The 26,320-nt window shown below is 67.4% G+C and carries 23 protein-coding genes; 7 read left to right on the forward strand and 16 right to left on the reverse strand.

Annotation, left to right across the window (positions count from 1 at the left end; translation table 11 throughout):
• Nucleotides 1–10: 10 nt before the first annotated feature.
• Together ACVT6V_RS00955 and ACVT6V_RS00960 are read left to right on the forward strand one after the other, a co-directional pair.
• Nucleotides 11–220, forward strand: coding sequence for a hypothetical protein (locus ACVT6V_RS00955; protein ID WP_489897957.1), 210 nt, complete (start codon nucleotides 11–13; stop codon nucleotides 218–220).
• Between the two features lie 6 nt (nucleotides 221–226).
• Nucleotides 227–1,150 (forward strand): LysR family transcriptional regulator, encoded by a 924-nt coding sequence (locus tag ACVT6V_RS00960; RefSeq protein WP_489897958.1) that lies wholly within the window; start codon nucleotides 227–229, stop codon nucleotides 1,148–1,150.
• Here ACVT6V_RS00960 and ACVT6V_RS00965 read toward each other — a convergent pair.
• Genes ACVT6V_RS00965 through ACVT6V_RS00980 form a run of 4 tightly spaced genes read right to left on the reverse strand, consistent with a single transcriptional unit; the run spans nucleotide 1,140 to nucleotide 4,655 of the window.
• A complete protein-coding gene (locus tag ACVT6V_RS00965) occupies nucleotides 1,140–2,219 on the reverse strand; it encodes an ABC transporter substrate-binding protein (RefSeq protein WP_489897959.1) in 1,080 nt (359 codons plus the stop codon). The genes ACVT6V_RS00960 and ACVT6V_RS00965 overlap by 11 nt on opposite strands.
• Before the next feature lie 36 nt (nucleotides 2,220–2,255).
• Nucleotides 2,256–3,053: an ABC transporter permease gene (locus ACVT6V_RS00970; protein WP_489897960.1), complete on the reverse strand. Its 798-nt coding sequence runs from the start codon at nucleotides 3,051–3,053 to the stop codon at nucleotides 2,256–2,258.
• Nucleotides 3,050–3,826, reverse strand: coding sequence for an ABC transporter permease (locus tag ACVT6V_RS00975; RefSeq protein ID WP_489897962.1), 777 nt, complete (start codon nucleotides 3,824–3,826; stop codon nucleotides 3,050–3,052). Before ACVT6V_RS00975 ends, ACVT6V_RS00970 begins: the two co-directional genes overlap by 4 nt.
• Nucleotides 3,819–4,655 carry an ABC transporter ATP-binding protein gene (locus ACVT6V_RS00980; RefSeq protein ID WP_489897963.1) on the reverse strand — a complete coding sequence of 279 codons (837 nt, stop codon included), beginning with the start codon at nucleotides 4,653–4,655 and terminating at the stop codon, nucleotides 3,819–3,821. The genes ACVT6V_RS00975 and ACVT6V_RS00980 overlap by 8 nt, the downstream gene beginning before the upstream one ends.
• A 214-nt stretch (nucleotides 4,656–4,869) precedes the next feature.
• Here ACVT6V_RS00980 and ACVT6V_RS00985 point away from each other — a divergent pair, with 214 nt between their 5' ends.
• Nucleotides 4,870–6,507, forward strand: a complete 1,638-nt coding sequence (locus ACVT6V_RS00985; RefSeq protein ID WP_489897964.1) for an acyl-CoA synthetase — start codon at nucleotides 4,870–4,872, stop codon at nucleotides 6,505–6,507.
• A 450-nt stretch (nucleotides 6,508–6,957) separates the two neighbouring features.
• Here the strand turns inward: ACVT6V_RS00985 and ACVT6V_RS00990 are convergent, their stop codons facing one another.
• Nucleotides 6,958–8,253, reverse strand: coding sequence for a DNA polymerase III subunit delta' (locus ACVT6V_RS00990; RefSeq protein WP_489897965.1), 1,296 nt, complete (start codon nucleotides 8,251–8,253; stop codon nucleotides 6,958–6,960).
• A 171-nt stretch (nucleotides 8,254–8,424) separates the two neighbouring features.
• On the opposite strand from ACVT6V_RS00990, the gene ACVT6V_RS00995 reads away from it, so the two are divergent.
• Both ACVT6V_RS00995 and ACVT6V_RS01000 read left to right on the forward strand, forming a co-directional pair.
• On the forward strand, nucleotides 8,425–9,882 hold the full coding sequence (locus ACVT6V_RS00995; RefSeq protein ID WP_489900666.1) for an adenylate/guanylate cyclase domain-containing protein: 1,458 nt from the start codon (nucleotides 8,425–8,427) through the stop codon (nucleotides 9,880–9,882).
• A 171-nt stretch (nucleotides 9,883–10,053) separates the two neighbouring features.
• The gene (locus ACVT6V_RS01000) at nucleotides 10,054–12,402 is read left to right on the forward strand and encodes an arylsulfatase (protein ID WP_489897966.1); all 2,349 of its coding nucleotides are present in this window, start codon (nucleotides 10,054–10,056) and stop codon (nucleotides 12,400–12,402) included.
• Nucleotides 12,403–12,832: 430 nt separating this feature from the next.
• Here the strand turns inward: ACVT6V_RS01000 and topA are convergent, their stop codons facing one another.
• The 3 genes from topA to ACVT6V_RS01015 all read right to left on the reverse strand — a co-directional run bounded on the left by topA (nucleotide 12,833) and on the right by ACVT6V_RS01015 (nucleotide 16,995).
• Nucleotides 12,833–15,838 (reverse strand): type I DNA topoisomerase, encoded by a 3,006-nt coding sequence (gene topA, locus ACVT6V_RS01005; protein ID WP_489897967.1) that lies wholly within the window; start codon nucleotides 15,836–15,838, stop codon nucleotides 12,833–12,835.
• Nucleotides 15,839–16,053: 215 nt separating this feature from the next.
• Nucleotides 16,054–16,647: a hypothetical protein gene (locus tag ACVT6V_RS01010; protein ID WP_489897968.1), complete on the reverse strand. Its 594-nt coding sequence runs from the start codon at nucleotides 16,645–16,647 to the stop codon at nucleotides 16,054–16,056.
• Between the two features lie 144 nt (nucleotides 16,648–16,791).
• Entirely contained in the window at nucleotides 16,792–16,995 is a 204-nt protein-coding gene (locus tag ACVT6V_RS01015) for a cold-shock protein (RefSeq protein ID WP_004022110.1), read from the reverse strand.
• A gap of 332 nt (nucleotides 16,996–17,327) precedes the next feature.
• Here ACVT6V_RS01015 and ACVT6V_RS01020 point away from each other — a divergent pair, with 332 nt between their 5' ends.
• Together ACVT6V_RS01020 and ACVT6V_RS01025 are read left to right on the forward strand one after the other, a co-directional pair.
• Nucleotides 17,328–19,682 carry a DEAD/DEAH box helicase gene (locus tag ACVT6V_RS01020; protein WP_489900667.1) on the forward strand — a complete coding sequence of 785 codons (2,355 nt, stop codon included), beginning with the start codon at nucleotides 17,328–17,330 and terminating at the stop codon, nucleotides 19,680–19,682.
• On the forward strand, nucleotides 19,675–20,229 hold the full coding sequence (locus ACVT6V_RS01025; RefSeq protein ID WP_489897969.1) for a hypothetical protein: 555 nt from the start codon (nucleotides 19,675–19,677) through the stop codon (nucleotides 20,227–20,229). Before ACVT6V_RS01020 ends, ACVT6V_RS01025 begins: the two co-directional genes overlap by 8 nt.
• A 10-nt stretch (nucleotides 20,230–20,239) precedes the next feature.
• On the opposite strand, the gene ACVT6V_RS01030 is transcribed toward ACVT6V_RS01025, so the two are convergent.
• The 8 genes from ACVT6V_RS01030 to ssd all read right to left on the reverse strand — a co-directional run bounded on the left by ACVT6V_RS01030 (nucleotide 20,240) and on the right by ssd (nucleotide 26,268).
• The gene (locus tag ACVT6V_RS01030; RefSeq protein ID WP_489897970.1) at nucleotides 20,240–21,295 is read right to left on the reverse strand and encodes a TIGR03857 family LLM class F420-dependent oxidoreductase; all 1,056 of its coding nucleotides are present in this window, start codon (nucleotides 21,293–21,295) and stop codon (nucleotides 20,240–20,242) included.
• A gap of 198 nt (nucleotides 21,296–21,493) precedes the next feature.
• Entirely contained in the window at nucleotides 21,494–21,856 is a 363-nt protein-coding gene (locus ACVT6V_RS01035; protein ID WP_489897971.1) for an Rv3654c family TadE-like protein, read from the reverse strand.
• Nucleotides 21,853–22,230: a TadE family type IV pilus minor pilin gene (locus tag ACVT6V_RS01040; protein ID WP_489897972.1), complete on the reverse strand. Its 378-nt coding sequence runs from the start codon at nucleotides 22,228–22,230 to the stop codon at nucleotides 21,853–21,855. Before ACVT6V_RS01040 ends, ACVT6V_RS01035 begins: the two co-directional genes overlap by 4 nt.
• A 62-nt stretch (nucleotides 22,231–22,292) precedes the next feature.
• Nucleotides 22,293–22,511 carry a DUF4244 domain-containing protein gene (locus ACVT6V_RS01045; protein WP_489900668.1) on the reverse strand — a complete coding sequence of 73 codons (219 nt, stop codon included), beginning with the start codon at nucleotides 22,509–22,511 and terminating at the stop codon, nucleotides 22,293–22,295.
• A 109-nt stretch (nucleotides 22,512–22,620) separates the two neighbouring features.
• Nucleotides 22,621–23,250 (reverse strand): type II secretion system F family protein, encoded by a 630-nt coding sequence (locus ACVT6V_RS01050; RefSeq protein WP_489897973.1) that lies wholly within the window; start codon nucleotides 23,248–23,250, stop codon nucleotides 22,621–22,623.
• On the reverse strand, nucleotides 23,247–24,044 hold the full coding sequence (locus tag ACVT6V_RS01055) for a type II secretion system F family protein (RefSeq protein WP_489897974.1): 798 nt from the start codon (nucleotides 24,042–24,044) through the stop codon (nucleotides 23,247–23,249). The genes ACVT6V_RS01050 and ACVT6V_RS01055 overlap by 4 nt, the downstream gene beginning before the upstream one ends.
• Entirely contained in the window at nucleotides 24,041–25,213 is a 1,173-nt protein-coding gene (locus ACVT6V_RS01060; protein ID WP_489897975.1) for a TadA family conjugal transfer-associated ATPase, read from the reverse strand. Before ACVT6V_RS01060 ends, ACVT6V_RS01055 begins: the two co-directional genes overlap by 4 nt.
• Nucleotides 25,210–26,268, reverse strand: a complete 1,059-nt coding sequence (gene ssd, locus ACVT6V_RS01065; protein WP_489897976.1) for a septum site-determining protein Ssd — start codon at nucleotides 26,266–26,268, stop codon at nucleotides 25,210–25,212. Before ssd ends, ACVT6V_RS01060 begins: the two co-directional genes overlap by 4 nt.
• Nucleotides 26,269–26,320: the final 52 nt, after the last annotated feature.

Raw genomic sequence — 26,320 nt, forward strand, 5'->3', positions numbered from 1 at the left:
GGAGCCAGTCATGTCGAACTTCATCAACAAGATCAAAGAGGAAGCCAAGGCCGTCTCCGCCGCGATCGACCAGGAGCTGACGGTCCTCGAAGGTGTCGACGGCTACGACCCGCTCCGCGAGGACGACGACTCGGAGGACAGCGACACCACCGACGCAGGGGACGCCACCGTGGCCGCATCCGACGACACCGAAGGCGGCGGAACCCCCACCGCCCAGTAGCCGAGCGTGGTCGCCCGCCGCCTCCCCGACATCGCCGCCCTCGACGTCGTCGTCACGGTCGCACGACTCGGCAGCATGGGTGCCGCCGCCCGCGATCTCGGCATCAGCCAGCAGGCGGTGAGCGCTCGGGTCCGCAGCGTCGAACGCGAGCTCGGGGTGGAGATCTTCCTGCGCTCCGCAGGCGGCGTCGACGTCACCCCCAACGGTATGGCCGTGCTCGAGTGGGCCAACGCGCTCGTCGAGCGCGCCGCGCAATTCATGGCCGGGATCGATTCACTCGTCGACGCCCGACAGGCGACACTCGTCGTCGCCGCCTCCAAGACTGTCGCCGAATATCTGGTTCCGCGCTGGATCAGCACGCTGGCAACCCAGAGCGGCGTGAAACTGTCGGTGCGCCCGATGAACTCCACAGAGGTCATGGAGACCGTCCAGCACGGCGATGCCGATCTCGGATTCATCGAGAGTCCCGGGCCGACAGGCGATCTCGACAGCACCGTGGTGGCCAGAGACGAGCTGGTCGTGGTCGTCGCCCCCGGCCACCGCTGGTCCGACGGACACCGGGTCACCCTCGACGAACTGGCCGCCACCCCTCTCATCCAGCGTGAGCCGGGATCGGGAACTCGCGTCACATTCGAAGCGGCGCTGCGTGATTCGGGTGTCGCGCCGACCGATCCGCTCATCGAACTCCGGTCGGTCACCGCGATACGCGCTTCGGTACTGACCTCCCCGGGCGCCGCGGTGCTGTCGCGCCTGTCGGTCGACGATGACATCGAGGCGGGCCGCCTGGTTCGCGTCGACGTCGCCGGCCTGCGCATGATCCGGCCATTACGTGCGGTGTGGCGCAGGAACATCCGACTGCGCGGCCCGGCCCGGGATCTGCTCGACATCGCCGGGCAGGCCGGCCGGGCCGGGTCAGCCGTCACTTCTTGAGGTCGGGGTTCTCCTCGTAGACCTCCTTGATCAGCGACATATCGAAGATCTGTTCCGGCTTCAGCGTGTAACCGGCCTTCTCGAGCGCGACCATGTTCTCGGCGATGAGCGCGTCGGTCATCGTCAGCAGCCCGTTCGCCTTGGTGTCCGCCGAGACGACCAGACCGTTCTGCGCGGCGGCCTCCTTGGTCTGTTCGGCCTCGTCGAGCCCGAGGTCCTTGCCGTACTTGGTGACGGCGAGCTTCGCCGAACCGGCCGGGTCGGCGACCGCGTCATACCAACCCTGGATGTCGGCCTTCAGGAACGCCTTGAGCTTGTCGCGTTCGTTGTCGATCGTCTCCTGCCGCACCACCAGGGTTTCGGCGACCAACGGGAGATTGAAGTCGGCGAACAGGAAGTTGGTGTTCGGAAATCCACTGGCGGCCAGCGTGATCGGCTCGTTGGTCACATAGCTGACCCAGCCGTCCACATCACCGGTGGTCAGTGGTGTCGGGTCATACTGGACGGTGATCTTCTGGATGTCCGACTCGGTCATGTTGTTGGCCGTCAACAGCGCCTTGAAGACGTTCTCGTTGGACGCCTGCACACCGATCTTCTTGCCCTTCATCTCCTGAGGCGTCTTGATCGGCCGATCCGCCGAGGACACGATGCAGAACGGGTTCTTCTGATACGTGGCGGCGACCGTCATCAGTTTGGCGCCCTGCAGGATGACCGGGGCGGTGAGCTGCGGTGCGGTCATGCCGATCCACACCTTGTTCGACGTCAGGCCGGTCTCGACGCCGGTGCCCGCCCCGCCACCGGTCATCAGTTCCGGCGTGCCGACGCCTGCCTGATCGTAGTACCCGTTCTCCAAAGCCCAGTACTCACCGGCGAATTCGATGTTCTTCTGCCACGACAGCTGCACCTTCGGGTTGGTCGACGACGCACCCGAGGAGCTGGAGTCGCTGCCGCTGCTACACGCCGCCAGCACCCCGGTGGCCCCCAGGGCGCCGATCGCGCCGCCCGCCGTCAACGAGTACCGCAGAAATGACCGTCGGTCAAAGCCTCTGCGATGCAAGGAGTTGCTCATCTCTACCCTTTCCATTCCCCCCGGGATTCCGGAGAATCAGTTCTGCTGCATACCCATTCGTGTCAGAACGACCGTCTCCGCCACACCGACGACCGCGTAGATGACGATCGACGCCACGGTGATGACGAGGACAGATGCCCACAATTCGTCGTAGGCGGCGGCCGGAAGTGCTTGCTGCAGAGTCGCCCCCAGCCCCTTGTTGGTACCCAGCCATTCCGCGACGGTCGCGCCGACCAACGCCCCGGGCACCGACACCTTCGCCGCGCTGAACAGCGACGGCACCGCCGCCGGAATCGCGGCCATGCGCAGCGCGGTGACCGAACTGCCGCCGTAGACGGTGATCACGTCGTTGATCTGTCGCGGCGCGTTGGCCAGTCCGGTCATGATCATCACCAGCGCGGGGAAGAACACCACGATGCCGCCCATGATCGCGACGACTGCCGCGCCGCGCCCGACGATCAGTGTGATGAGCGGTGTCATCGCGACCAGCGGCACCGACCGCAGGAGCATCGCGATCGGCATGAACGTCTGTGCCGCGGGGCGCGACAGGACGAACGCAGCCGCCGTCAGGATCGCCGCCGTCATACCCACGACGAACCCGATCGCCGCGTCTTTCAAGGTGATCCAGAGGTTGTCCAGGATCTCGGCGCGCGCCTGCGCCGCGTCGGGCGCGGTGAACAGGTAGTCGAACACGTCCACCGGCGTGCGACCGATGATGGGACCGATGTCGGGGAAGGCAAGCAGGAACAGCCACCAGATCACGAGGATCAGGACGAACGACAACAACAGCGACCCGAGGAATCGGGCGATGCTCCACAGCCCGGTTGCGGTCACCGCAGCACCGCCATTCCCGACGACCACCGTGTCGCGAATCGCGCCAGCACGCTGATGATCGCGTAGGCGACGCCCGCGATGGCACCGCTGATCAGGGCGATCGCCCACACCTCGGGGATGTCGCCGCGCTGCTGCGCGACGATCATGGCCGGCCCGGCTCCCTGGTCGGGCATGGCGAGGAACTCGCCGAGCACCGCACCGAGTACGGCTGCGGGCGCGGCGATCTTCACCGCGGCCAGGGTGTTGGGCAGCGCCGACACGGACCGGACGCGCCACAGTTGGGCCAGCCGACCGCCGCCGTACACCTTGACGAGGTCGAGGCTGCCCTGATGCGGTGAGCGCAGCCCGCTGAGTGTCCCGATCATGGTGGTGAAGAAGACCGAGATCGCGGCCAGGAAGACGATCATCGTCTGGACCTGCGCGAACGCGACCTGGATGATCGGCGCGACCGCGATGATGGGTGTGCAGTACGAGATGATCGCGAGCTGGGTGGCGAGTCCTTCGACCGGCGGGATCAGTACCACCAGGACGGCCAGCGCGATGGCCAGACCGTTGCCCCACAGGAACCCGCGCGCCGCGAGTTCGACCGTCGACGAGAAGTTCTGGACGTAGAACGACATCCCGGTGTCGGCCATGGTCGAGAGCACCGCGCCGGGCGTCGGGATCGTGCCGTGAAACCAGTGCAGCGCGCCCGCGATCCACCACAGCAGGACCAATCCGGCGAGTCCGATCAGCCCGGCGTACCACCGGTTCGGCTTACCGGATTCACCCACTGGTGGCCTCCGCCATCGGCCGACCGTCGCCGCCGGTTCCCCCGCCGAACAACAGCCCGGACAGATGATCGTGGATGGCGTGGAACTCGGGGGTGCGCATCATCTCGGGCACCCGTGGCCGCGGCAGATCGATCGTCACCATCTCGATGACCCGGCCCGGGCGGGGACTCATCACCGCGACAACGTCGGACAGGAACACCGCCTCGGCGATCCCGTGGGTCACCATCAGGGTGGTGGCCGGCTTCTCGGTCCAGATCCGCAGCAGTTCGATGTTGAGCCGCTGCCGGGTCATGTCGTCGAGTGCGCCGAACGGTTCGTCGAGCAGCAGCGTGGTCGGCTTCACCACCAGCGCACGGGCGATCGAGACGCGTTGACGCATACCGCCGGACAGCGTTGCGGGCTTGCTCTTCTCGAATCCGGTGAGGCCGACGAGCTCGATCAGATCGGCGACGAGATCGTCGTCCACCGGCAACCGTCCGACCTGCAACGGCAGCTTGATGTTCGCCTCCACCGACCGCCACGGCAGCAATGCCGAGTCCTGGAAGGCGATGCCGAGTTCGTGATTGCGCTGCAGCTCCGCCGGCGACTGTCCGTTCATCAGTGCGGTACCCGACGTCGGCTCCTCCAGCCCGGCCAGAATCCGCAGCACCGTGGACTTACCGCATCCGGACGGGCCCAGCAGCGACAGGAATGCACCCTCGGAGGTGGCGAGGGAGATGTTGTCCAGCGCGGTGACGCTGGAGCCCCCGCGCAACGACCGTGTCGTGAAGGTCTTCGTCAGATCGGTGACATCGATGCCGGTACCCGGCGGCCGTGTGTCGGCAGTCATGAAGGGTGACGTTAGGAGCCGGGTGTTGCTGGCTCATTACCGATTAATTATCACTGACCGCATTTCAATGATCGGTGACGGCGCCCGCCTCGGCCGGGTGAGCGCCGATGGCTCGCTCGCAGCTCGCCGCTATTCTGAACACGTCGATTGTCACATGGCATAGAGTGGCTGCGGTATCAGTGATGTGCGACACGGCAGGGAGGTCTTGGCGCTAATGCCATCGATCCGCGATCATCTTCAAACACTCTCCGACACGGTCGGGGCTGTACGCGTTCTCCAGCGGTCCGGGGCGCTGAACTTCGGCCGGCCCCGCGAGTTGCTCACCTCTGTCAAGCGGAGCAAGACCCTCGGGGCGCCCGCGACGATCATCCTGCACGGCGCCGAGGAGTACCCCGACGCGCCCGCCCTGACCGACGAACGCGGAACCCTCACCTTCGCCGAACTGCATCGCAACTCCAACGCGCTCGCGAACGAGCTGCTCGCCTCGGGTCTCACCCCCGGCGACGTCGTCGGGGTGCTCGCCCGCGACCATCGCGGCCTGCTGACCGTCCTGATCGCCTCGGGCCTGGCCGGGGTCCGCCTCGCGATGATGAACACCGGCTTCGGCAAGACACAATTCGCCGAGGTGGCTGAACGCGAGAACGTGAAGGCGATGCTCTACGACGAGGAGTTCATCGACCTCCTCGACGGTCTGCCCGCCGACCTCCCCCGCTACCTGACCTGGGTCGACGGCGACCGCCCGATTCCCGACGGGGTCACGACCCTCGACGACATCGTCGCGACCGGCGACACCAGCTCACCGCCCGAGCCGAAGGAGATCGGCGGTCTGGTCATCCTGACCAGCGGCACCACCGGGCTGCCGAAGGGCGCCCAGCGCGGGAAGTTCTCTCCGTTCACCAGCGCCCTGCTCCTCGATCGGGTACCCATCCCGCAACACGGTGCGGCGGTGATCGTGTCGCCGATCTTCCACTCGACCGGGTTTGCCCTGTGGGGTGTGTGCACGGCGTTGGGGAACAAGACGGTCGTGATGCGCCGTTTCGACGCCGAGAAGACGCTCGCCGCGATCGCCGACAACCGGGCCGACGTGCTCGTCGCGGTTCCGACGATGCTGCACCGGATGGTGGCGCTCGGCCCCGACATCATCAAGCGTTACGACCTGTCCTCGCTGAAGATCATCATCATCGCCGGTTCGGCCCTGTCCCCCACGCTGTCCGAGGCGGTGCAGGACGCGTTCGGCGATGTCCTCTACAACATGTACGGGTCCACCGAGGTCGCCATCGCATCGATCGCGCAGCCGCACGAACTGCGCCAGGCCCCCGGCACCGTCGGCCGGGCCCCGGTCAGCAGCCACCTGGCGCTCTTCGACGAGAACGACCAGCGGATCACCGACACCAACGTGCGCGGACGCCTCTTCGTGAAGAACGGTGCGCCCTTCGAGGGCTACACCGACGGTCGTAATAAGCAGATCATCGACGGCTACATGTCGACCGGTGACATGGCCCGCTTCGACGAGAACGGTCTGATGTTCATCGAGGGCCGCGACGACGACATGATCGTGTCGGGCGGCGAGAACGTCTATCCGCTGGAAGTGGAGAACCTGCTCGCTGAGCACGCGGACGTCGCCGATGTGGCCGTCGTCGGTGTCGATGACGACGAGTTCGGTACCCGGTTGCGCGCGTTCATCGTCCGCAAGCCCGGCGCCGACCCCCAGGTCGACGACATCAAGGCGCATGTCAAGTCGAATCTCGCCCGTTACAAGGTGCCGCGCGACGTGGTGTTCCTCGACGAACTGCCCCGCAACCCCACCGGAAAGCTGGTGCGACGGCAACTGCCGACCGGCCCGCTGACCTGATCTGCGGGCGCCGCGGTTCCCGCGGGTCGAGTAGCAGCGAACGGAGTGCGTCGCGTATCGAAACCCCCTGGCGGAGATCTCGATACGCCCTCCGCTGGCGCTCCGGGCTACTCGATCAGCGGGAGAGGTCGCCAGCGCGGGCAACACTCCCCCGATCCGCGGATGCGTCACCCCCGATCCCTGAGGAGCCTCCGAGCCTGCGAGGACGCGTCACGAAGGGCCCCTTCGTGACACTCGGCTACCGCCTCGTTCCTCAGGGACCGGGTAGACGGTTCACCCGATCGCAGCCCAATCCCCGCTCCCTGAGGAGCCTCCGAGCCTGCGAGCGTCACCCCCGATCCCTGAGGAGCCTCCGAGCCTGCGAGGATGCGTCACGAAGGGCCCTTCGTGACACTCGGCTACCGCCTCGCTTTCAGCGAGCGGTGGAGCTTCCCCAGATCGCGTCTCCAGTCAGGCCGCACGCATCGCCAGGTTGATGGTCGCCACCATCGCGTCGACGGCGAACTTGGGTTTCACGTTCACGTCGAGCGCGGTGCGGCATTCCAGAACAGCCTCCACACAGCGCAACAACTGTTCCGGGGTGGCGTACGCGGCCATCGGGACGGCGATGTCGTCGGCCTTGTCGGGGTGCATCGGCCTCACCTGCGCCCCGACCGCGATCACCAGTGCATCGCGGAACAACGCGGCCAGATCGACGAGCGCCCGGTCGAGCACATCGCGCGAGACCCGAGTGGCCCGCGACTTCTGCCGCTTCTCCAACTCCTTGAGCGCGCCGGCGGTGCCGCGCGGGGGGCGGGCGGTGCCCTTGCCGGTGCCACCGGCACCCAACGCCGTCTTCATCTCTTCGGTCTCGGACTCGTCGAGTTCGGAGCTGATCGCCCTGGCCGCGTCCTCGGCGGACCGGACCAACGCTTCCGCGGCTGCATAGGCCGTCGAATCACGGGTCGCCGCCCGGGCCAGACCGAGTGCCTTCTCCCGCTGGGCGCGCGCATCGTCGTCGGTGGCCAGGCGCTTGGCACGCCCGATGTGACCGCCGCAGACCCCGGCCGCCCAGGCCGCTCGTGTGGGGTCGATACCGTCGCGCGCCACCAGCACCCGTTCGATGTCCGCGACCGACGGGGTGGCCAGCGCGATGTGGCGGCAGCGAGATCGCAGGGTGACGGAGATGTCCTCCGGATCGACCGACGGCGCACACAACAGGAACACCGTGCGCGACGGAGGTTCCTCGACAGCCTTGAGCAGCGCGTTCGCGGCCTGCTCGGTGAGCCGGTCGGCGTCCTCGACGATGACGATCTGCCACCGCCCGGTCCCCGGCCGCCGCGCCGCGGCCTGCACGACGTCACGGGCCTCGAACACCGACAGACTCAGTCCCTGCGGGACCACGTGTCGCACGTCGGCGTGGGTCTGCGCCATCACCGTGACGCAGGCACGACATTCCCCGCACCCCACCTCGTTCTCGGACTGGCACTGCAGCGCCGCCGCGAAGCAGGTCGCGGCCACCGACCGCCCACTGCCCGGCGGCCCGGTGAACAGCCACGCATGGGTCATCGCCGCCCGGGATGCACCGTCGTAGACGTCGCCGACGGCACCCGGCAGATCGGAATCGGCACCATCGGCGAACATCGAGATCGCGCCGGCGGCGCCTTCGTCGAGGCGTGCGGCGACACCGCGGGCGGATCGGGCGGCCGAGGCGAGCTCGTCGGCCACTGCGACCTGCCCGGTCAGACGATCGAAGACATTTGTCACACCGCCAGCGTAATGCGCAGTTCAGACACCGCTGATGGACCTGTGCGTGTTTAACAACTGCAAGCAGGCGGCTACCGTTGTTACGTGATTGAACGTCGGTCTCGGTGGTCAAAGGGCCTGCACCTGGCCCGATGGCTCATACACACACCGTGGCCGATCCTTGCCCTGGACATGCTGCGGGCAAACGTCGTCGGCGCGTTGTTCACGTTCGCCTTCCTCCGGTTCGGCATGCCGCTGCAGGATTCCATCAGTCTGGACGAGATCACCGCGCTCAATCAGGCCATCTTCGCGATCTATCTGGTCGTCGCGATGCTGGTCGGCGCGTTCCTCAGCATCCAGTTGTCGCTGCCTGTCCTCGTCTGGCATCGACGGCGTACCCGGCTGGACAACGACTCGGCTCGGCGTCGGGCACTGCGACTCCCCTACGTGTTGTCGGTCGTCAACCTGGGTCTCTGGGTCGTCGGCGGTGTGCTGTTCACGATGGTCAACTTCGCGGTGTCGCACCGGAATGCGTTCATCGTGGCGATGGCCAGTGGCATCGGAGCACTGGTGACGTGCGTGCTCTCCTACATGCAGGCCGAGAAGGTGCTGCGGCCGATCACCGTGGCGGCAATGGCCAATGATCCGAACGGCGCGGTGGCGCCGAGCGTCACGACCCGGATCGCCGTGTTCTGGGTGGTCAGCGTCGTCGCGCCGTTGGCGGTCATCATCGGTTTGATCACCTTGCAGCGTCTCGGCTGGATCGAGACCGATCCGGCCGGTCTGCAACGTCCGATCCTGTGGATGTCGGGCGCGGCGCTGGCGTTCAGCGTGATCGCGATCGTCCGGGTCGTGGCCGCGATCAACGACCCGATCAAGCAACTGCGCCGTGCCCAGAGCAAGGTCAGTGACGGCGATCTGAATGTCGCCGTGAAGATCTACGACGGCAGTGACCTCGGCCTGCTGCAAGCCGGTTTCAACGACATGGTCGCCGACCTGCGCGAGCGGCAGCAGCTGCGCAACCTGTTCGGCCGGTACGTCGGCGAGGACGTCGCCCGCCGCGCCATCGAGACCGGCACCGAGCTCGGGGGCGAGGAACGCTACGTCGGGGTGTTGTTCGTGGACATCGTCGGGTCGACGCGCCTGGCGGTGAACCGTCCGCCGCGCGAGGTGGTCGAGCTGCTCAACGAGTTCTTTCGGGTCGTGGTGGCCGTCGTCGGACGCCACGGCGGGTTCGTCAACAAGTTCCAGGGTGACGCGGCGTTGGCGATCTTCGGGGCGCCGCTGGATCTCGAGGATTTCGCCGGGTGCGCCCTGGCCTCGGCCCGCGAGCTCCGTTCCGAGCTGTACCGCACCCTCGGTGACACCGACATCGGTATCGGGGTCTCCGCCGGCAAGGCGATCGCCGGGCACATCGGCGCCGAGGAGCGCCTCGAGTACACCGTGATCGGCGACCCGGTGAACGAGGCCGCTCGTCTCACCGAACTCGCCAAGGACGAGCCGACGCGGGTGCTCGGATCGGCTCGCGCCGTGTTCCTGGCATCGCAGGCCGAATCGGAGCATTGGGAGATCGGCGAGGGCGTCGAACTGCGCGGCCGGGGCATCGAGACACTGCTGGCGCGGCCCTTGCTCGAACCGATGGGAACCTGAGCCGGGCCCGGCGCTGTGTCACCGCCGATTCCACATCGGTGGATTCCGCACCCTGCGGGGCGTCACGCACGTGCAGATCGCGTGAATTCTCACGGACACGGCCTGCAGCGGCGCCGACAGGTCATACGCTCGGGAACGTTCACGCAACCCAGGTAGTGGGATCGAGGATCAATGAGCGAGTCGCGATCGGTGATCGGAAATCCGCTGCCGCCCACGCGGATGTTGCCGTTCCCGCCGAAGCGGTCGGGCAGCATCGCGGGGCGGACCATGCAGGAGTCCACCTACAGCCCGCTGCCCCCGGAGCGCCACCTGCCCGACGACGCCCCCAACGTGTTGGTCATCCTCATCGACGACGCCGGTCCGGCACTCCCGTCGACGTTCGGCGGCGCCATCCAGACGGAGACGCTCGATCGTGTCCGGGAGAACGGGATCGGTTTCAACCGCTTCCACACGACGGCGATGTGTTCGCCGACGAGGGCATCGCTGCTCACCGGCCGCAACCACCATCGGGTCGGCAACGGTCAGATCGCCGAGCTCGCCAACGACTGGGACGGCTACTCCGGCCACATTCCCAAGAGCAGTGCGACGATGGCCGAGGTTCTCCGCAACTACGGATATGCGACGGCGGCGTGGGGCAAGTGGCACAACACCCCTGCCGAGGAGACCACGAAGGCCGGACCCTATGAGAATTGGCCGACCGGGGTCGGCTTCGAGTACTTCTACGGATTCCTCGCCGGAGAGGCATCCCAATACGAACCGAACCTGGTCCGCAACACCACATCGGTACTTCCACCCAAGACACCTGAGGAGGGCTACCACCTCAGCGAGGACATCGCCGACGACGCCATCGGGTGGCTGCGCGATCACAAGGCGCTCGCGCCCGACAAGCCATTCTTCATGTACTGGGCTACCGGATGCCTGCACGGGCCGCACCACATCATGAAGGAGTGGGCGGACAAGTACGCCGGCAAGTTCGACGACGGGTGGGACGCGTACCGGGAGCGGTCACTCGAGGGCGCGAAGGCGGCCGGCTGGGTGCCGCAGGACGCCGAACTCACGGCCCGACCGGAGAGCCTGGCCGGATGGGACGAGATCCCCGAGCATCAGAAGCCGTTCCAGCGCAGACTGATGGAGGTGGCTGCCGGTTTCGGCGAACACGCCGACGTGCAGGCGGGCCGGCTGCTCGACGAGCTTGACCGGCTCGGTTACACCGACAACACCGTCGTCGTCTACATCTGGGGAGACAACGGATCATCAGGTGAGGGCCAGAACGGGACGATCAGCGAACTCCTCGCGCAGAACCAGATCCCCACCACGGTCGACCAGCACATCGCCGCGCTCGACGAACTCGGCGGCCTCGACGTCCTCGGTTCCCCGGCTACCGACAACCAGTACCACGCCGCGTGGGCGTGGGCCGGCTCGTCCCCGTACCAGGGCATGAAGCTGCTCGCTTCCCATCTCGGCGGCACCCGCAACCCGATGGTCATCCAGTGGCCGGATCGCATCACCCCGGACCCGGATCCGCGGACCCATTTCACCCATGTCATCGACCTCGTGCCGACGATCTACGAGATCATCGGCATCTCGCACCCCGACCTCGTCAACGGCATCCCGCAGGACCCGATCGACGGCACGAGTTTCGCCTACGCGATCGACGACAAGACGGCCGCAGAAGGTCGCCGGACACAGTACTTCGAGATCATGGGAAGCCGATCCATCTACGCCGACGGGTGGATGGCGTCGGCGATCGGCCCACGACTGCCCTGGGTTCCCGGAGCTCCTCCCGGGATCAAGACATGGACGCCCGATCAGGACCGGTGGGAGCTCTATCACCTCGACGAGGACTGGAGTCAGGCCCACGACCTCGCCGAACAGCACCCAGAGAAACTCGCCGAGCTCAAGGAGATGTTCGCCATCGAGGCGGCCCGCAACGACGTCCTCCCGATCGGCGGGGGCCTGTGGGTGGTCACGATGCACCCCGAACAGCGCATCGCCCCACCGTATTCGGAATGGGAGATGACCGGCGACACGGTCCGTGTACCCGAGTTCTGCGCTCCCGCCCTCGGCAACCGACCGAACACTGTCCGGATCGACCTCAGCATGGGCGAGCGCGCTAACGGCGTGCTGTACAAGCTCGGCGGCGCGGGCGGCGGACTCACCTGTTTCCTGATCGACGGTGTGCTGACCTACGAATACAACCTGTTCCTCGTGCAGCGCACCACGATCGCCGTGCCGAAACCTCTCGACGCCGGCGACCACACCATCGAGATCGAGACCACCTACGTCGAGCCGAGGCTGGGCGGGCCACTCGCGGTGACCTTGCGGGTCGACGGCACCGAGGCGGCGTCGGGAACCGTACCGATCAGCGCGCCGCTACTGTTCAGCGCGAACGACTGCCTCGACATCGGGCGTGCCTACGGCGGCGCCGTGTCACGCGCCTACGTGGACAAGATGCCGTTCGCGTTCGACGGCACCATCGGGCGAGTGCACGTCGCCTACGCGGTCCCGGCAGACGCCTGACGCCCTTCGTGACACTCGGCTGGCGCCTCGTTCCTCAGGGAGCGGGTCAAGAACGAGTCGCACATCCCGCAGCGCGGGCAGACCAAACCTCACCGCACCCAAGCAAGTCCGGCCGCAAGCAGACCAAACCCACCAAACCCTGAGCACGTCCGGGCGCCGGCAGACCGAAACCACCGATCCCTGAGGAACCCCGGAGCGCTAGCGGAGGGGTGTCACGAAGGGCGCCCTTCGTGACACTCGGCTGGCGCCTCGTTCCTCAGGGACCGGATTTGATCAGGCGCGCGAAACCGACCGATTCGATCAAGCACATGAAGAACCGACCGATTCGATCGAGCCGACCAAGAAGCGAGCGGTTTGAGCACGTACTGAAGAACCGACCGGATTCGACCAAGTGTGAAACCGACCGATCCGATCAAGCGCCTGAGACCGTTCAGTCCGCCGACTTCTTGGCAGCCTTCTTCGCGGTCGTCTTCTTGGCCGTCGTCTTCTTGGCCGCGGTTTTCTTGGCGGCCGTCTTCTTGGCCGGCGCCTTCTTCGCGGCGGCCTTCTTGGTCGTCCGCTTCTTCGCCGGGCCGCGTGCCCGCCGGTCGGCCAGCAACTCCATCGCCCGTTCCGGCGTGATCGAGGCGACCTCGTCGCCCTTGCGCAGGCTGGCGTTGGTCTCGCCGTCGGTCACGTACGGCCCGAACCGACCGTCCTTGATCACCATCGGCTGCTCGCTGACCGAGTCGTTGCCGAGCTCCCGCAACGGCGGCGCGGCAGCCTGGCGGCCCCGACGCTTCGGTTCCGAGTAGATCTTCAGCGCGTCGTCGAGAGTGATCTCGAAGAGCTGTTCCTCGTTGGCCAGCGACCGCGAATCGGTGCCCTTCTTCAGGTAGGGCCCGTACCGCCCGTTCTGCGCGGTGATCTCATCACCCGACTCCGGGTCGACCCCGACGACCCGCGGCAGCGACAGCAGCTTGAGCGCATCGTCGAGAGTGACCGTCGAGATGTCCATCGTCTTGAACAATGATCCGGTGCGCGGCTTCGGCCCGGCCTTCTTGGCGGCCTTCTTCGCGGGCGCCTTCTTGGCGGTCTTCGTCGCGGTTCCGCCGTTGCCGGACGGCGCGTCGTCGAGCTGCACGACGTCCGCGGCGGAACCGCCACCGTCGTGCGGTGTCGGGCCGGCCGGGACCGTCGCGGGCGCATTGCCGTTGCCCTCGCCGTCGTCGTCGGACGGCAGGATCTCGGTCACGTAGGGACCGAACCGGCCTTCCTTGGCGACGATCTCGTTGCCGGTGACCGGGTCGTGGCCGAGTGAGCGCCCCTCCTGCGGCGTCGCGAACAACTTCTCCGCGACCGCGAGCGTCAACTCATCCGGCGTGATGTCGGCGGGCAGGTTGGCCCGCTGCAGATCCGGGTCGGCATCCGGACCCGCGACGTTGCGTTCCAGATACGGCCCATAGCGGCCCACCCGCACGAAGACCGGTCGGCCCTCGTCGTCGTCGAACAGACGGATCGAATTGACCTCGCGTGCGTCGATCTCCTCGAGGTTGACGCCGACGAGCTTCTTCAGACCGCCGTGCTTGGCGATGTCCGACCCGGCGATCGCGGCGTCATGCTGTCCGTCCGGAGCGCCGTCACCGAAGTAGAACTCGGTCAACCAGCGGGTGCGGTTCTCGTTACCGCTCGCGATCTGGTCGAGATCGTCCTCCAGCGAGGCGGTGAAGTCGTAGTCGACGAGATTCTCGAAATACGCTTCGAGCAACCCGACGACGGCGAACGCGATCCACGACGGGACCAGCGCATTGCCTTTCTTCACCACGTAGCCGCGGTCCTGGATGGTCCCGATGATCGACGCGTAGGTCGACGGCCGGCCGATGCCGAGTTCCTCGAGCACCTTGACCAGCGACGCCTCGGTGAACCGGGCCGGCGGGTTGGTCGAGTGCCCGTCGGCGGCCAGCTCCGTCGCGGTCAGCGCCTGGCCCTCGGTCAGGTTCGGCAGGCGGTTCTCGGCGTCGTCGGCCTGACCGCCCGTCTGCTCGTCGACGGTCTCGACATAGGCCGACAGGAAGCCCGGGAAGGTGATCGTGCGGCCCGACGCGGCGAAGGTGCACTGCTCGCCCGACGTCGCGGCACCGGAGATCCGCAGGCTCATCGTGGTGCCCTTGGCGTCGGCCATCTGAGAGGCGACGGTGCGCTGCCAGATCAGCTCGTAGAGCCGGAACTCGTCGGTCTCGAGCTGATTGGCCACCTGCCCCGGTGTCCGGAAGGACTCACCGGCGGGCCGGATCGCCTCGTGCGCCTCCTGCGCGTTCTTCACCTTGCGGTTGTACTGACGCGGCGTCGGATGGACGAACGAGTCCCCGTAGAGTTCGCGGGCCTGGGCGCGGGCGGCGTTGATGGCCGACTCCGACAGCGATGTCGAGTCGGTACGCATGTAGGTGATGAAACCGTTCTCGTACAGACGCTGCGCGATCCGCATGGTGCGATCGGAGGAGAACCGGAGCTTGCGGCCGGCTTCCTGCTGCAGCGTCGACGTCATGAACGGCGCGTAGGGACGCCGGGTGTACGGCTTCTCCTCGACCGAGGTCACGGTCATGGCGGCGCCGTCGAGGGCGGCCGCCAGGCTGGTGGCGCGCGCGCCGTCGAGGACCAGCACGCCGTCAGACTTCTTGAGCGCACCGCGGGCGTCGAAGTCGCGGCCCGTCGCCACCCGGGCGTCGTCCACCGAGACGAGTCGCGACGAGAAGGTCCGCGGCGTCGAGCTGGATTCGGCCCCGACATCCATGGTCGCGGCGATGTCCCAGTACTCCGCCGAGACGAAGGCCATCCGCTCGCGCTCCCGGTCGACGATGATCCGGGTGGCCACCGACTGGACGCGGCCCGCCGACAGCTTCGGCATGACCTTCTTCCACAGCACCGGGGACACCTCGTAGCCGTAGAGCCGGTCGAGGATGCGCCGCGTCTCCTGGGCGTCGACGAGGTCGATGTCGAGGTCACGCGGGTTCTCGGCAGCAGCCCGGATGGCCGGTTCGGTGATCTCGTGGAACACCATCCGCTTGACCGGGATCTTCGGCTTGAGCGTCTCCAGCAGATGCCAGGCGATCGCCTCACCCTCGCGGTCACCGTCCGTCGCGAGGTAGAGCTCGTCGACGTCGCGCATCAGCGACTTGAGTTCGGTGACCGTGGACTTCTTGTCCGCGGAGACCACGTAGAGCGGCTCGAAGTTGTCGTCGACGTTCACCCCGAGGCGGGCCCACGATTCGCCCTTGTACTTCGCCGGGACGTCGGCGGCGCCGCGCGGAAGGTCGCGGATGTGGCCGCGCGAGGACTCCACGACATAGTTCGCGCCGAGGTAACCCGCGATCTTGCGGGCCTTGGTCGGCGACTCGACGATGACCAATCGTCGGGTCGTGCTCCCGTTCGCGGGAGCGGCGGTGCTGGTATCGGCCACCGGGCGTCCTTACTTCGCTTTCGCTGCTGGTGTCGGGCGAGACGAGGAGATCCTCGTCAGCCGCACGACACTCGATGAGGTTTGTACCTTATATATAGCGTCGTCTGCACACTCGGATTCCCACCATCAAAGCCCCAGTGTGACAAATTGCGCCACCGATACCGAGAATTGGCAGGTCAGAGGGGTATCGAAGAAATTCAGATGTGTTGAGCCCGTCAGTGCATCGAGTCACCGACCACGGGCCACTGCTCGGCCGCGCCCGGTTCGGTCGGCGGTTCCCCGACATACTCGAGCAGATGCGTCAGACGGCGCTTGCCGGCGATCCGTAGGGCCGGCGACTGGCCCCGCGTGCCGACCAGCGTAGGCGCGACCCCCACCCGCATCAACGCGGTCGCGAGCAACGCGTGGGTGTCGGGCGCGTGCGCGTCGAGGCCCAGCAGATAACGGTCTGACTCACGTTCACCGGCCGCGATGGTCCACAGCCGCAGTGCCCGCGGTGACGGCACCCAGCCGGCCGGCATCGCCTTGACGGCGCCTGCCGACCATCGGCGGTGCAGCTCGTCGAGTTCGTGACACGGGGCGGTCCGGGCGATCGGATTGCCCTCGTCGGACATCACCACTTCGGCAGTCGCGCCGGCAGCGGTCATCTCCTCGACGAGGGCGCGTGCGCGCCACTCATCGGGCACGACCACTGACACCCGCGTACCCGACTCCGACCGGACTGCCTGGCCATGCGTGGCAAGCAGACCCGCCAGATCCTCGTACGCAGGTTGGTCGATCTGCGCCGAGAAGAACGACAACTGGCCCACACACCGAGGTTACTGCGTGTTCGTGCCATCGGGGTTGCACGCAGCGCCCGTGCGCGCCCCGAGAAAAAGACGCTCCCGGCCACCATGTCGGTGACCGGGAGCGACTTCGCTCAAGCTTGCTTCGCAGCTTGCAGGAGGCGACTCCTAGACAGCGCGGACGCCAGTGGCCTGCGGGCCCTTGGTTCCCTGGCCGACCTCGAACTCGACCCGCTGGTTCTCCTCGAGGGTGCGGAATCCCGAGCCCTGGATTTCGGAGTAGTGGACGAACACGTCGTCGGACCCCTCATCAGGTGCGATGAAGCCGAAGCCCTTTTCCGCGTTGAACCACTTCACAGTTCCCTGTGCCATTACTGCAATCCTTTACATACATTCCAACTGACGCGACACGATGGTCTCGTGTCGTTGGTCGGTTCCGACCGCCATACCTCGAAAGATCCCCACGGAGAGCCCGCCAAATCAGCTTCAGTACCACGGTCACAACACGATCTCGGGAAAACACCGGAAGTCCCGGCGCCTCCCGAAAGCTGCGACCGCCACTAGTCAATCACGTTCGGACGCCGTGCGATAGTCACCCCAACCAACCTGCGTGAAAACCTGGCGATTTTCGTCGTCAGGACATATCGAAGTAACATCGAGGTCCCATGTCGACCTTCGACGTGGACCAGGTGAGTCGCCAAACAATGCAGAATCCCTCGTTCGGGTCCGAACTCCTCCGCCGCAGCATGGCCGGGACCGAGACCGCTTCGACGACGCTGACACACATGTCGGTGATCCCCTCGCGGACAGCGTCTTTCGTGGACTGGCCGGACTGGGCCGCACCAGCGCTGGTGGCCGCGTTCGTCGAATCCGGGATCGACAAACCGTGGGTGCATCAGATGACCGCGGCAGACCTGGCCTATCGCGGAAACCACGTGGCGCTCTGCACCGGTACCGCATCCGGGAAATCGCTGGCGTATCAGTTACCCATTCTGACCACACTGTTGAAGGATCCGAATTCCACGGCGCTGTATCTTTCACCAACAAAGGCGCTGGGTGCCGACCAGATCCGTTCGGTCTCATCGCTACTCGCGACGCGGGCTCGGGACGTGGGCGAGGATGTTCAACGCGAGTTCACACATCTGCAACCTTGCGCCTACGACGGTGACACCGACGTCGAGATCCGCCAGTGGGCCCGTGCGCACTCCCGATGGATCTTCACCAACCCGGACATGCTCCACATCGGGATCCTGTCCGGCCATGCGCGCTGGCGGCACTTCTTCCGACACCTGCGCTACATCGTCGTCGACGAAGCACACCATTACCGCGGTGTATTCGGTTCGCACACAGCGCTGGTTCTTCAACGCCTGTTGCGGATTGCGCGGTCGGCCGGCGGCGATCCGACCGTCATCGGCACCAGCGCGACGATGGCCGAACCGGCGGAAGCGTTGACGCGCTTGATCGGCGAGCCCGCCGTGGCCGTCACCGAGGATGCCTCGCCGCGCGGCGAACGGACCGTCGCGCTGTGGGAACCCGACTTCCTGCCCGCGGTCACCGGCGAGCACGGGGCGCCGGTCCGGCGGTCCGCGGGTGCCGAATCGGCGCGTCTGCTGGCCGATTTCGTCGTCGAGGGAGCCCGCACCCTCTGCTTCCAACGAAGCCGCCGAGGCGTGGAGCTCACCGCGCGTCAGGCGCGGCATCTGTTGGCGCAAACCGCGCCCGAGCTGGCGGATCGGGTGGCCGCCTACCGCGCAGGCTATCTGGCCGACGACCGACGCAAGCTCGAGCGGGCCATCGCCGACGGCGACCTGGTCGGTGTGGCCACCACCAACGCACTCGAACTCGGTGTGGACATCAGCGGGCTGGACGCGGTCATCGTCGGCGGCTACCCGGGGACCGTCGCGTCGTTCTGGCAGCAAGCCGGCCGCGCCGGACGTCAACGCACCTCCGGCGATTCGCTCGTCGTCCTCGTCGCCCGCGACGACCCGCTAGACACCTACCTCGTCCACCATCCCGACGCCCTGCTGGGACGCCCGGTCGAGACGACGGTGACCGACCCGACCAACCCCTACATCCTCAAGCCTCACCTGCTGTGCGCGGCCGCCGAGCTCCCCTTGCGCGACAGCGAGATCGCGGCCTGGCACGCCGCCGATGCGGTCGCCGAACTGGCCGCCGACGGCATGCTGAAACGACGCAAGGCCGGCTGGTATGTGGCCGCGGGCATCGAACCGCATGCCGACATCGACATCCGTGGCGGCATCGGCGGGCAGGTGCTGATCGTCGACACCACGACCTCCCAGCTGCTCGGCACCGTCGATTCGGGCCGCGCACCCTCCACCGTCCATCCCGGGGCGCTGCACATCCATCAGGGCGAGTCGTATGTCGTCGACGAGCTGGATCTGACGGACGGTCTGGCACTGGCGCATCCGGAGGAACCCGACTGGACGACGTCGGCGCGCGAGACCACCGACGTGACGATCACCGACATCGTGGCACGCCGCGAGTGTGGGGACCTGACGGTGGCGCTCGTGGACGTCGACGTCACCCATCAGGTCGTCGGCTATCTCCGCACACTGCTGTCCGGCGAGGTCCTCGACTCGGTGGAGCTGGACATGCCTCAACAGACCTTGAGCACTCGTGCGGTGATGTACACGCTGACCCCGGAAGCGCTGGAAGACGTCGGGGTCACGGTCGGTCGGTTCCCCGGTGCGCTGCATGCCGCCGAACACGCGGCCATCGGACTACTGCCTCTCGTGGCGTCGTGTGATCGGTGGGACATCGGCGGGTTGTCGACGAACCAGCATCCCGACACCGGGCTGCCGACGGTGTTCGTCTACGACGGCTACATGGGTGGTGCCGGTTTCGCCGACCGCGGGTTCGCGGCCTTCGGCACCTGGATCGCCGCCACCCGTGATGCCGTCGCCAGTTGCCGGTGCGAGACCGGGTGTCCGTCGTGTGTGCAGTCGCCGAAGTGCGGCAACGGTAACGATCCACTCGACAAAGACGGCGCGATCAAGGTGCTGACCCTGTTGAGTCGGCGATACTCGACATATGACTGACGATCGCGCAGACGGACGAGAGGACTTCGCACACACGATCACCTCCGTGCGACCCGCCTACTTCCTGCTCGCACGACCGACCGAGCACACCGATGAACTGCCGGCCAACATCGGTGAACGTGACGTGTTCTTCGACGCCGACACCGCCATGGACGCCCTCGACCTGCACTACGCCTGGTGCGCCGCGCAACGCGGCGGATTCCACGCCGCCGTGGTCCGCAGCGCGCACTGGTATCTGCAGAGCGCGATGGTCGGACCCCAGGTGACTCCCGGGCTCGGCGAGGTGTACCTCGCCACCGAGGGACCGGGCGGTGCTCGCGCCATCGCGGGCGGTTTTCTCACCGAGGGTGAACTCGTCCACTGGACGTCCTTCGTGCGGGCCGCGAGCCGCTACATGACGGTCGCCCCGGACGCGCTCACCCCCGAACCGGTCTTCGAACTCGCCTATTTCGGTGACGACACGGTGGACTTCGGCCACATCTGGTTCTCGCCGTTGCAGTCTCGTCGGGTCTATCCGAAGCGGATCGTCGTCGACGACGAGAGTTGACCAGAGCCGATCAGGCGCCGCCGTCGCCGGCACGATAGGCCGCCACGACCGGTTCGAGTTCGGCCGGTGTGGCACCGTGCATGATGACCGCGTCGGCACCGTGGTCGAACTCCTTCCGGACACGAACCGCGCACTGGTGCGGTGAGCCGGTGGCCGCGGGCTCCAGCCAGTCGTCGGGGATCAGCGTGGCGATGTGCTCGATCTGCTCGGCGCTGGCCTTGTGGTCGATGCCGCCGGGGATGGAGGTGACCACCGTGTCCTCCCGGAAACGCTGCAGCACAGCCGGGTCCCAGTCGTTGGTCTTGACCAGCAGATCTCCGTAGCCCTGCAGATATGTCGCCAGCCTGCCGACCGTCTTCTTCATGCGTAGTTCCTCGGGCAGGTGATCTCCCACGGTCGCGAAGCACGACCAGACGCGGACGCAGTCGGGGTCGCGGCCGGCCTGTTCCGCGGCCTGCTTCACCGTCTTCACGCTGCGCTGCACGGTTTCCGGCGTGAAGTAGGTGTGCAGGATGACGTCGTCGAATGCCCGGCCGCCCAACGCAAGGGTCTGCGGGCCGAACGCCACCAGGGCCAACCGGATGTCCTCGTCGAAGTCGGGGTCGAGGAACAACAGGTCGTAGTTGCCGATCGGGCCGTCGTGGTTGAAGATCAGCTCCCCATGCCAGAGCCGCCGCATCACCTGGGCGAAATCCTCCATCTGTGCCGTGGTGACCGCCGGGACCCCGAACGCCGCGTACATGGCGGCGATACCGCGGCCGAGGCCGAGCGTGAACCGGCCGCCGGAGAGTCGATGCATCGTCGTGGCCCACGATGCGGTGATCAGCGGATGGCGGGTGTTGTGGTTGGTTGCCGCGGTGGCGATCTGCATCCGTTCGCTGACCGCGCACGCCGCGCCGACCAGGGACGACGCCTCCTTGACATTCCACCGCTCGGAGATGAACGCGGTGCCGAAGCCCAACGCCTCACCCTGCAGCGTCTCGTCCATGAGCGCCGCGGGACCCTCACCGCCGGCGCCCGCCAGCAGGTAGTAGCCCAACTCGTCGAGTACCCGTGGTTCACTCATCGACTCCCCCTTCAATCGCTGTCCGTGGCCGCGCCCTCCCCTGTGCATTCAATACGGAAACACCAACAGTTGTGATGCTTTTGCCGTCCCCGGTCGTCGGCCGGATGGACGAGCCGTCCACCCTTGCACTCGGTGGTGAGTCGTGAACCGGTCACCACCTCATCGGATCGGCCGAACCGTTGCCTGCCCGGCGGCGGGTCATCCCACCGGCCCGGCACGCGCGGACGCCGTTGCGACGTGGACACCGAACGGGCCCAGTGCGACCCGCACACCGACCGTCAGGATCACATCGACGCCGTCGACGGTGCAGCGCTCGATCGTGGCACCGACCGCCTGAGCGACGGCGATTCGACGGCCCGCCGCGCACGGATCCGGTTCGGCGAGCGCGTGATGCTGCGCCGCCGCGAGAGCGGCGAGATCGGCGGCCGACTGCGCCCGATGCCGTGCCAGCACGGCGGCGCCGACGTAGAGCACCAACACGATCACCGCCGTGATCGACGCGATCACGAAGGCGCCGAACACGGTGGCGAATCCCCGCTCATCGGTCCTCCACCGTTTCAAGGCGGCTCCTCGTCGGAGAGGTCGGCGTCGGGCTCGTCCATGACGGGGACCGTGCCGGACACGGTCTCGTCGTCGGGTTCCTTCTCGGCCACTGCCCGAGCGGACAGCTCGAGGACGGGCAGCAGCGGAACCGCCGAACGAACCTCCGCAACGATCTGCGAACCCACATCGTCGATCCTGATTCGCGCACCTCGACCCGCAACAGCGGCCGCGGTCGAGCGCGCCGACTCATCGCCGACCGCGGCGAGCCGGGCCGCCTCCCGAGCGGCGTCGGTACATCGGATCTGAACCGTCACACCCGCCACCGCCCCGACCCCGATCACCACCGTGGTCACGATCGCTGCGATCGCGTACGCCCCCTCCACGGTGACCATGCCGCGATCGTCCGCCCACGATCGTCGAATCTGCTTGATGACCCGTCTCACCGCGCGGCCTCTCAGCCAACCGAGGTGTTCAACGCCTTGCCGATGATGCCGGTGAGTGCACTGACGATGTTGTCGCCGGTCACGACGGTATAAAGGATGGCACCGAACGCTGCGGCAGCAATCGTGCCGATCGCGTATTCCGCGGTGCTCATGCCCTGATCGTCGGTGACAACTCGCCACACCTCGTTCGTGAGCCGCTCGATCGGACGACGAAAGATGTTGTCCTTCATGATGTTCTCGACCTCTTTCCGACGCACCCTGCGTCTGTTCCTCTTAGACGCACACCGTGCCCGTTCGGATCCATTGCCTCGTGGCGAATCTCATCGCGTCGCAGGCCGCTCAGCCGGCGAGCACCGATCCGGCCAGTCCGATGACCACCGGCACGATCCCGAGGCACACGAACGCGGGCAGGAAACACAGACCGAGTGGGCCGCTGATCGCGACCCCGGCGCGTTCCGTTGCCGCAAGCGCATCGTCGTGCGCCTGCCGGCGGGTGTTCTCGGCGAGCTCGGCGAGGCCACCGGACAACGACGACCCCGCGCGTGACGAGCGTCGCGCGAGGGTGGCCAGAGCATCGAAACCTGCTGTATTCGCATCGGTTCTGCCGAGGCGACGGCCACCACCAGCTCGGGGCTCCTCCGGCCGGCGCCACGCGTGCTCGGCATCTGCACCGAGCGCGAGCAGCTCGGCGGTCGCCGCCAGCGGCTCGGCCAGCCCGGGCGGCGCCGACCGGGCCACGATGGTTGCGGTGCCGCCGGTGGGCAGACCGGCCCGAAGGCAGACCGCGAAGAGGTCGAGGGAGGCCGCGACCGCGAACGGGTCGTCCGGTGGTCGGCGAGCATCGTCGGAGCGAGGGCGGCGCGGGTGGTCGGTCGGCGGCACGACCCGACACAGCGACCACCGCGGCGAGGGCCACAGCCAGATCGAGGCCGCCATCAGGACGACCGCGAACAACGCCGAGGCGCTCATCCGCCGGCGGCCCGGTCCGTGATGCGCTCCGACCACACCAGCCCGGCCACCGACAACGCGGTCCCGATGATCAGTAGGAGGCCACCCATTCCGTCTCCGAGCAGAACCGTCACCGGGTGTGCTCCCATCAGTTCGCCGAGAATCACACCGAGGATCGGCAGGCCGGCGAGGACCGCGGCGGTGGCCCGCGGACCCGCGAGACCCGCCCGTGTACGAGCCGCGAACTGTCTGCGCGCCTGCAGGTCTGCACGTACAGACTCCAAGAGCTCGATCATCGGCAATCCGTGACGGTCGGCCAGCTGCCAGGCGACGCCCACGCGACGCCAGGACGGCCCGTCATCGCCGTCGATACCGGGCATGATGTCACCGCCGAGTTCCGCTCGGCCCGCCATTGTGGAGAGTCCGCCGACAACCGGCGACCCGACGTTTCCGACGTCGAGTTCTCGTGCCGCCGCTGTACAGGCACGGGCCGGTGGTGCACCGACGGACAGTTCGGCGATCATCACCGACAGCGCGAGCAACAGCTCGGTCACCTCCCGGTCCCGGGCCGCCGAGCGCCGACTCCGCTGCCAGCGCCACACCAGGCACCCAGAGACCATCAGCGCCGAGATCGCCGCCGCGAAGCCGCACACCGGGAGCGCGACGAGCGGTGCGACTCCCGCGCCCAGATACTTCGGTGGCGGCAACCTCGATGGACGATGCGACGGCTCGGCCAGGCAGGCGAGTCGATACTCGGGGCGCGAGGCCGGCCACCACTGCACCGCCAACGCGGTCACCACGAGCACCAGGGTCATCGAACCGACCGGCGGTGGGTGAGCTCGTCGAGATCGGCCGCCGACGCGGTGAATCCACTGCCTCGCATCCACACCGGCCGGATTCGGACCAAGCCGTCCACGTCTCGCGAGACGAGGCCGATCTCGAACAGGCCCCGCGCCCCGCCCGGCGTGCGAGCGACGCCCAGAACCACATCCACCGCCGCCGAGAGCTGGCTGTGCAGAGCAGCGCGTCCCATGCCACCGAGCGCCGCCAACGCCTCCATCCGGGCCGGCACCTCGGCGGTCGAGTTCGCATGAAGTGTGCCAGAACAACCATCATGCCCGGTGTTCAGCGCGGTGAGCAGATCGATCACCTCGGCGCCACGGACCTCGCCCACGATGATCCGGTCGGGGCGCATCCGCAGCGCCTGCCGCACCAGCGAACGGACCGGGACCTCGCCTGCGCCCTCGACGTTCGCGCTACGCGCGACCAGCCTGACCACGTGCGGGTGCGGCGGATCGAGTTCGAGGGCGTCTTCGACGCACAGTATCCGTTCGTTCGCCCCCATCTCCCCGATGAGTGCACCCAGCAATGTGGTCTTGCCCGATCCGGTTCCGCCGACGATCAGAAACGCCAGCCGCGCGCGCAGGATCTCACGCAATACGGGCACCGTGTCCTCGGGGATGGCGCCGAGTGATACGAGCTCGTCGAAGTTCCTGGTGGCCGTGCGCAAGACGCGCAGCGAGATACAGGTGCCGTCGGTTGCCACCGGCGGTATGACCGCGTGCAGCCGCACTGTGTGTCCGCGCCGGCCGACGCCGGCGAGCTGCCCGTCGACCCACGGCTGCGCGTCGTCGAGTCGCTTGCCGGCGTTGAGCGCCAACCTGGCGGCCAGGCGTCGAACCGCCGCCTCGCCGTCGAAGCGGATGCCGGTGCGCTGCAAACCCGTTCCTCGATCCACCCATACGTTGTCGGGGCCCACGACGAGAATGTCGGCGATATCGGGTTCGGCCAGCAGATGTTCCAGCTTGCCGGCGCCGATCAGCTCCGTCTGCAAGAAGCGCAGAGCGGCAAGAAGATCGGTGTCCCCGAGCATGCCACGCGACTCGACCCGGATGGCGTCGGCGATCACTTCCGCGGTCGGTTCGGCGGCTTGACCGGCCAAACGATCGCGGACCCGATCGAGCAGGGCGTCGTCAGTCGTCACGCCGAGACCCGTTCACCGAGATCCGCTTTTCGGTATACGACGTGCGCGGCGCGTCCGAGCGGGCTGCGCGCCGGGACCCGGAGTCTGCCGGAGTCCATCCGCCCGGGCAAGCCGGGATCAGAACGGTAGGTGGTGAGTAGCGGCATGCCGATCGCTGCCGCACACTCCGCGGCTCGGAGGCCGCTCGGAGCGGGCCCGCGAACCGCGAGCCCGGTGGCGACCCCATGGCTGTGGAGCCGGTCGGCGACGGTTCGGGACGATGCCACACCCGGCACGGTGGCGGTGGTGACCAGAACGACGAGGTCCACGGTGTCGAGCACGGCGTCGGTGACCGGGCCGGCGGAACGGGGCAGGTCCACCACCACGAAATCGCCGTCGGCACGCCCGGCATCCATGGTGGCGATCACCGCGTCGGCGCGGATCGGGAGACGACTGTCGCGGCGGGGTGCGAGCACCGAGAGCCGGTCATCGACGTGGGGCAACGCGTGGTGCAGCGCCTCCGCCCGCACCGCGCCACCCTCGACGGTGAGGTCCTGCCAGCGCAGTCCTTCATGGCTCTCGACTCCGAGGGCGAGATCGATGCCGGCACCGTACTCGTCGACGTCGAGCAGCAGCACACGGGCCGAGTCGGCGGCCGCGAGGGCGACGGCGGCCGCCAAGGTGGTGGCGCCTGCGCCGCCATGCCCGCCGATCAGTGCGACGGTCCCGGCGGGATTGCCTTGTGGTGCACGGAGGTCGGTGAGGAGTCCGACGAAGGTGGACTCGTCGGCCGGCAATGCCACCACATGATCGGCGCCGAGGTCCATCGCCGCGCGCCAGATATCGGCGGGCGGAGTGGCCCCGGTGACCACGACGATGCCGTCCCGGCGGGGCGGCAACCGTCCGGTCAGCACCTGGATGGCATCATCATCCGCTGCTATCGCAGTGGCGCGCAGCCACTCTCGACGGCAGTCGGCGGGCCGTGCGGTGAGCATTCGATAGCCGGCCGCCGCGGCACACCGTGCGACGTCGTCGTGGAGGTCGGAGCCCACCAGGGCGAGGAGTTCATCGGGCACGAACCCATCGTCGCGGGTCGATCCGACCGCGATGCGCCCGCGACGCCGGGAC

It is taken from the genome of Gordonia sp. LMA167 (genome assembly GCF_058130025.1).

Excerpts from the sequence above, each read along its gene's own strand:
- ACVT6V_RS00985 (WP_489897964.1), top strand. The coding sequence starts at position 4,870 with ATGCCATCGATCCGCGATCATCTTCAAACACTCTCCGACACGGTCGGG.
- ACVT6V_RS00955 (WP_489897957.1), top strand. The coding sequence starts at position 11 with ATGTCGAACTTCATCAACAAGATCAAAGAGGAAGCCAAGGCCGTCTCC.
- ACVT6V_RS01055 (WP_489897974.1), bottom strand. The coding sequence starts at position 24,044 with ATGACCCTGGTGCTCGTGGTGACCGCGTTGGCGGTGCAGTGGTGGCCG.
- ACVT6V_RS01025 (WP_489897969.1), top strand. The coding sequence starts at position 19,675 with ATGACTGACGATCGCGCAGACGGACGAGAGGACTTCGCACACACGATC.
- ACVT6V_RS01045 (WP_489900668.1), bottom strand. The coding sequence starts at position 22,511 with ATGAAGGACAACATCTTTCGTCGTCCGATCGAGCGGCTCACGAACGAG.
- ACVT6V_RS01015 (WP_004022110.1), bottom strand. The coding sequence starts at position 16,995 with ATGGCACAGGGAACTGTGAAGTGGTTCAACGCGGAAAAGGGCTTCGGC.
- ACVT6V_RS01020 (WP_489900667.1), top strand. The coding sequence starts at position 17,328 with ATGCAGAATCCCTCGTTCGGGTCCGAACTCCTCCGCCGCAGCATGGCC.
- ACVT6V_RS00965 (WP_489897959.1), bottom strand. The coding sequence starts at position 2,219 with ATGAGCAACTCCTTGCATCGCAGAGGCTTTGACCGACGGTCATTTCTG.
- ACVT6V_RS01050 (WP_489897973.1), bottom strand. The coding sequence starts at position 23,250 with ATGAGCGCCTCGGCGTTGTTCGCGGTCGTCCTGATGGCGGCCTCGATC.
- ACVT6V_RS01040 (WP_489897972.1), bottom strand. The coding sequence starts at position 22,230 with ATGGTCACCGTGGAGGGGGCGTACGCGATCGCAGCGATCGTGACCACG.
- ACVT6V_RS00980 (WP_489897963.1), bottom strand. The coding sequence starts at position 4,655 with ATGACTGCCGACACACGGCCGCCGGGTACCGGCATCGATGTCACCGAT.
- ACVT6V_RS01000 (WP_489897966.1), top strand. The coding sequence starts at position 10,054 with ATGAGCGAGTCGCGATCGGTGATCGGAAATCCGCTGCCGCCCACGCGG.
- ACVT6V_RS01030 (WP_489897970.1), bottom strand. The coding sequence starts at position 21,295 with ATGAGTGAACCACGGGTACTCGACGAGTTGGGCTACTACCTGCTGGCG.
- ACVT6V_RS00995 (WP_489900666.1), top strand. The coding sequence starts at position 8,425 with ATGCTGCGGGCAAACGTCGTCGGCGCGTTGTTCACGTTCGCCTTCCTC.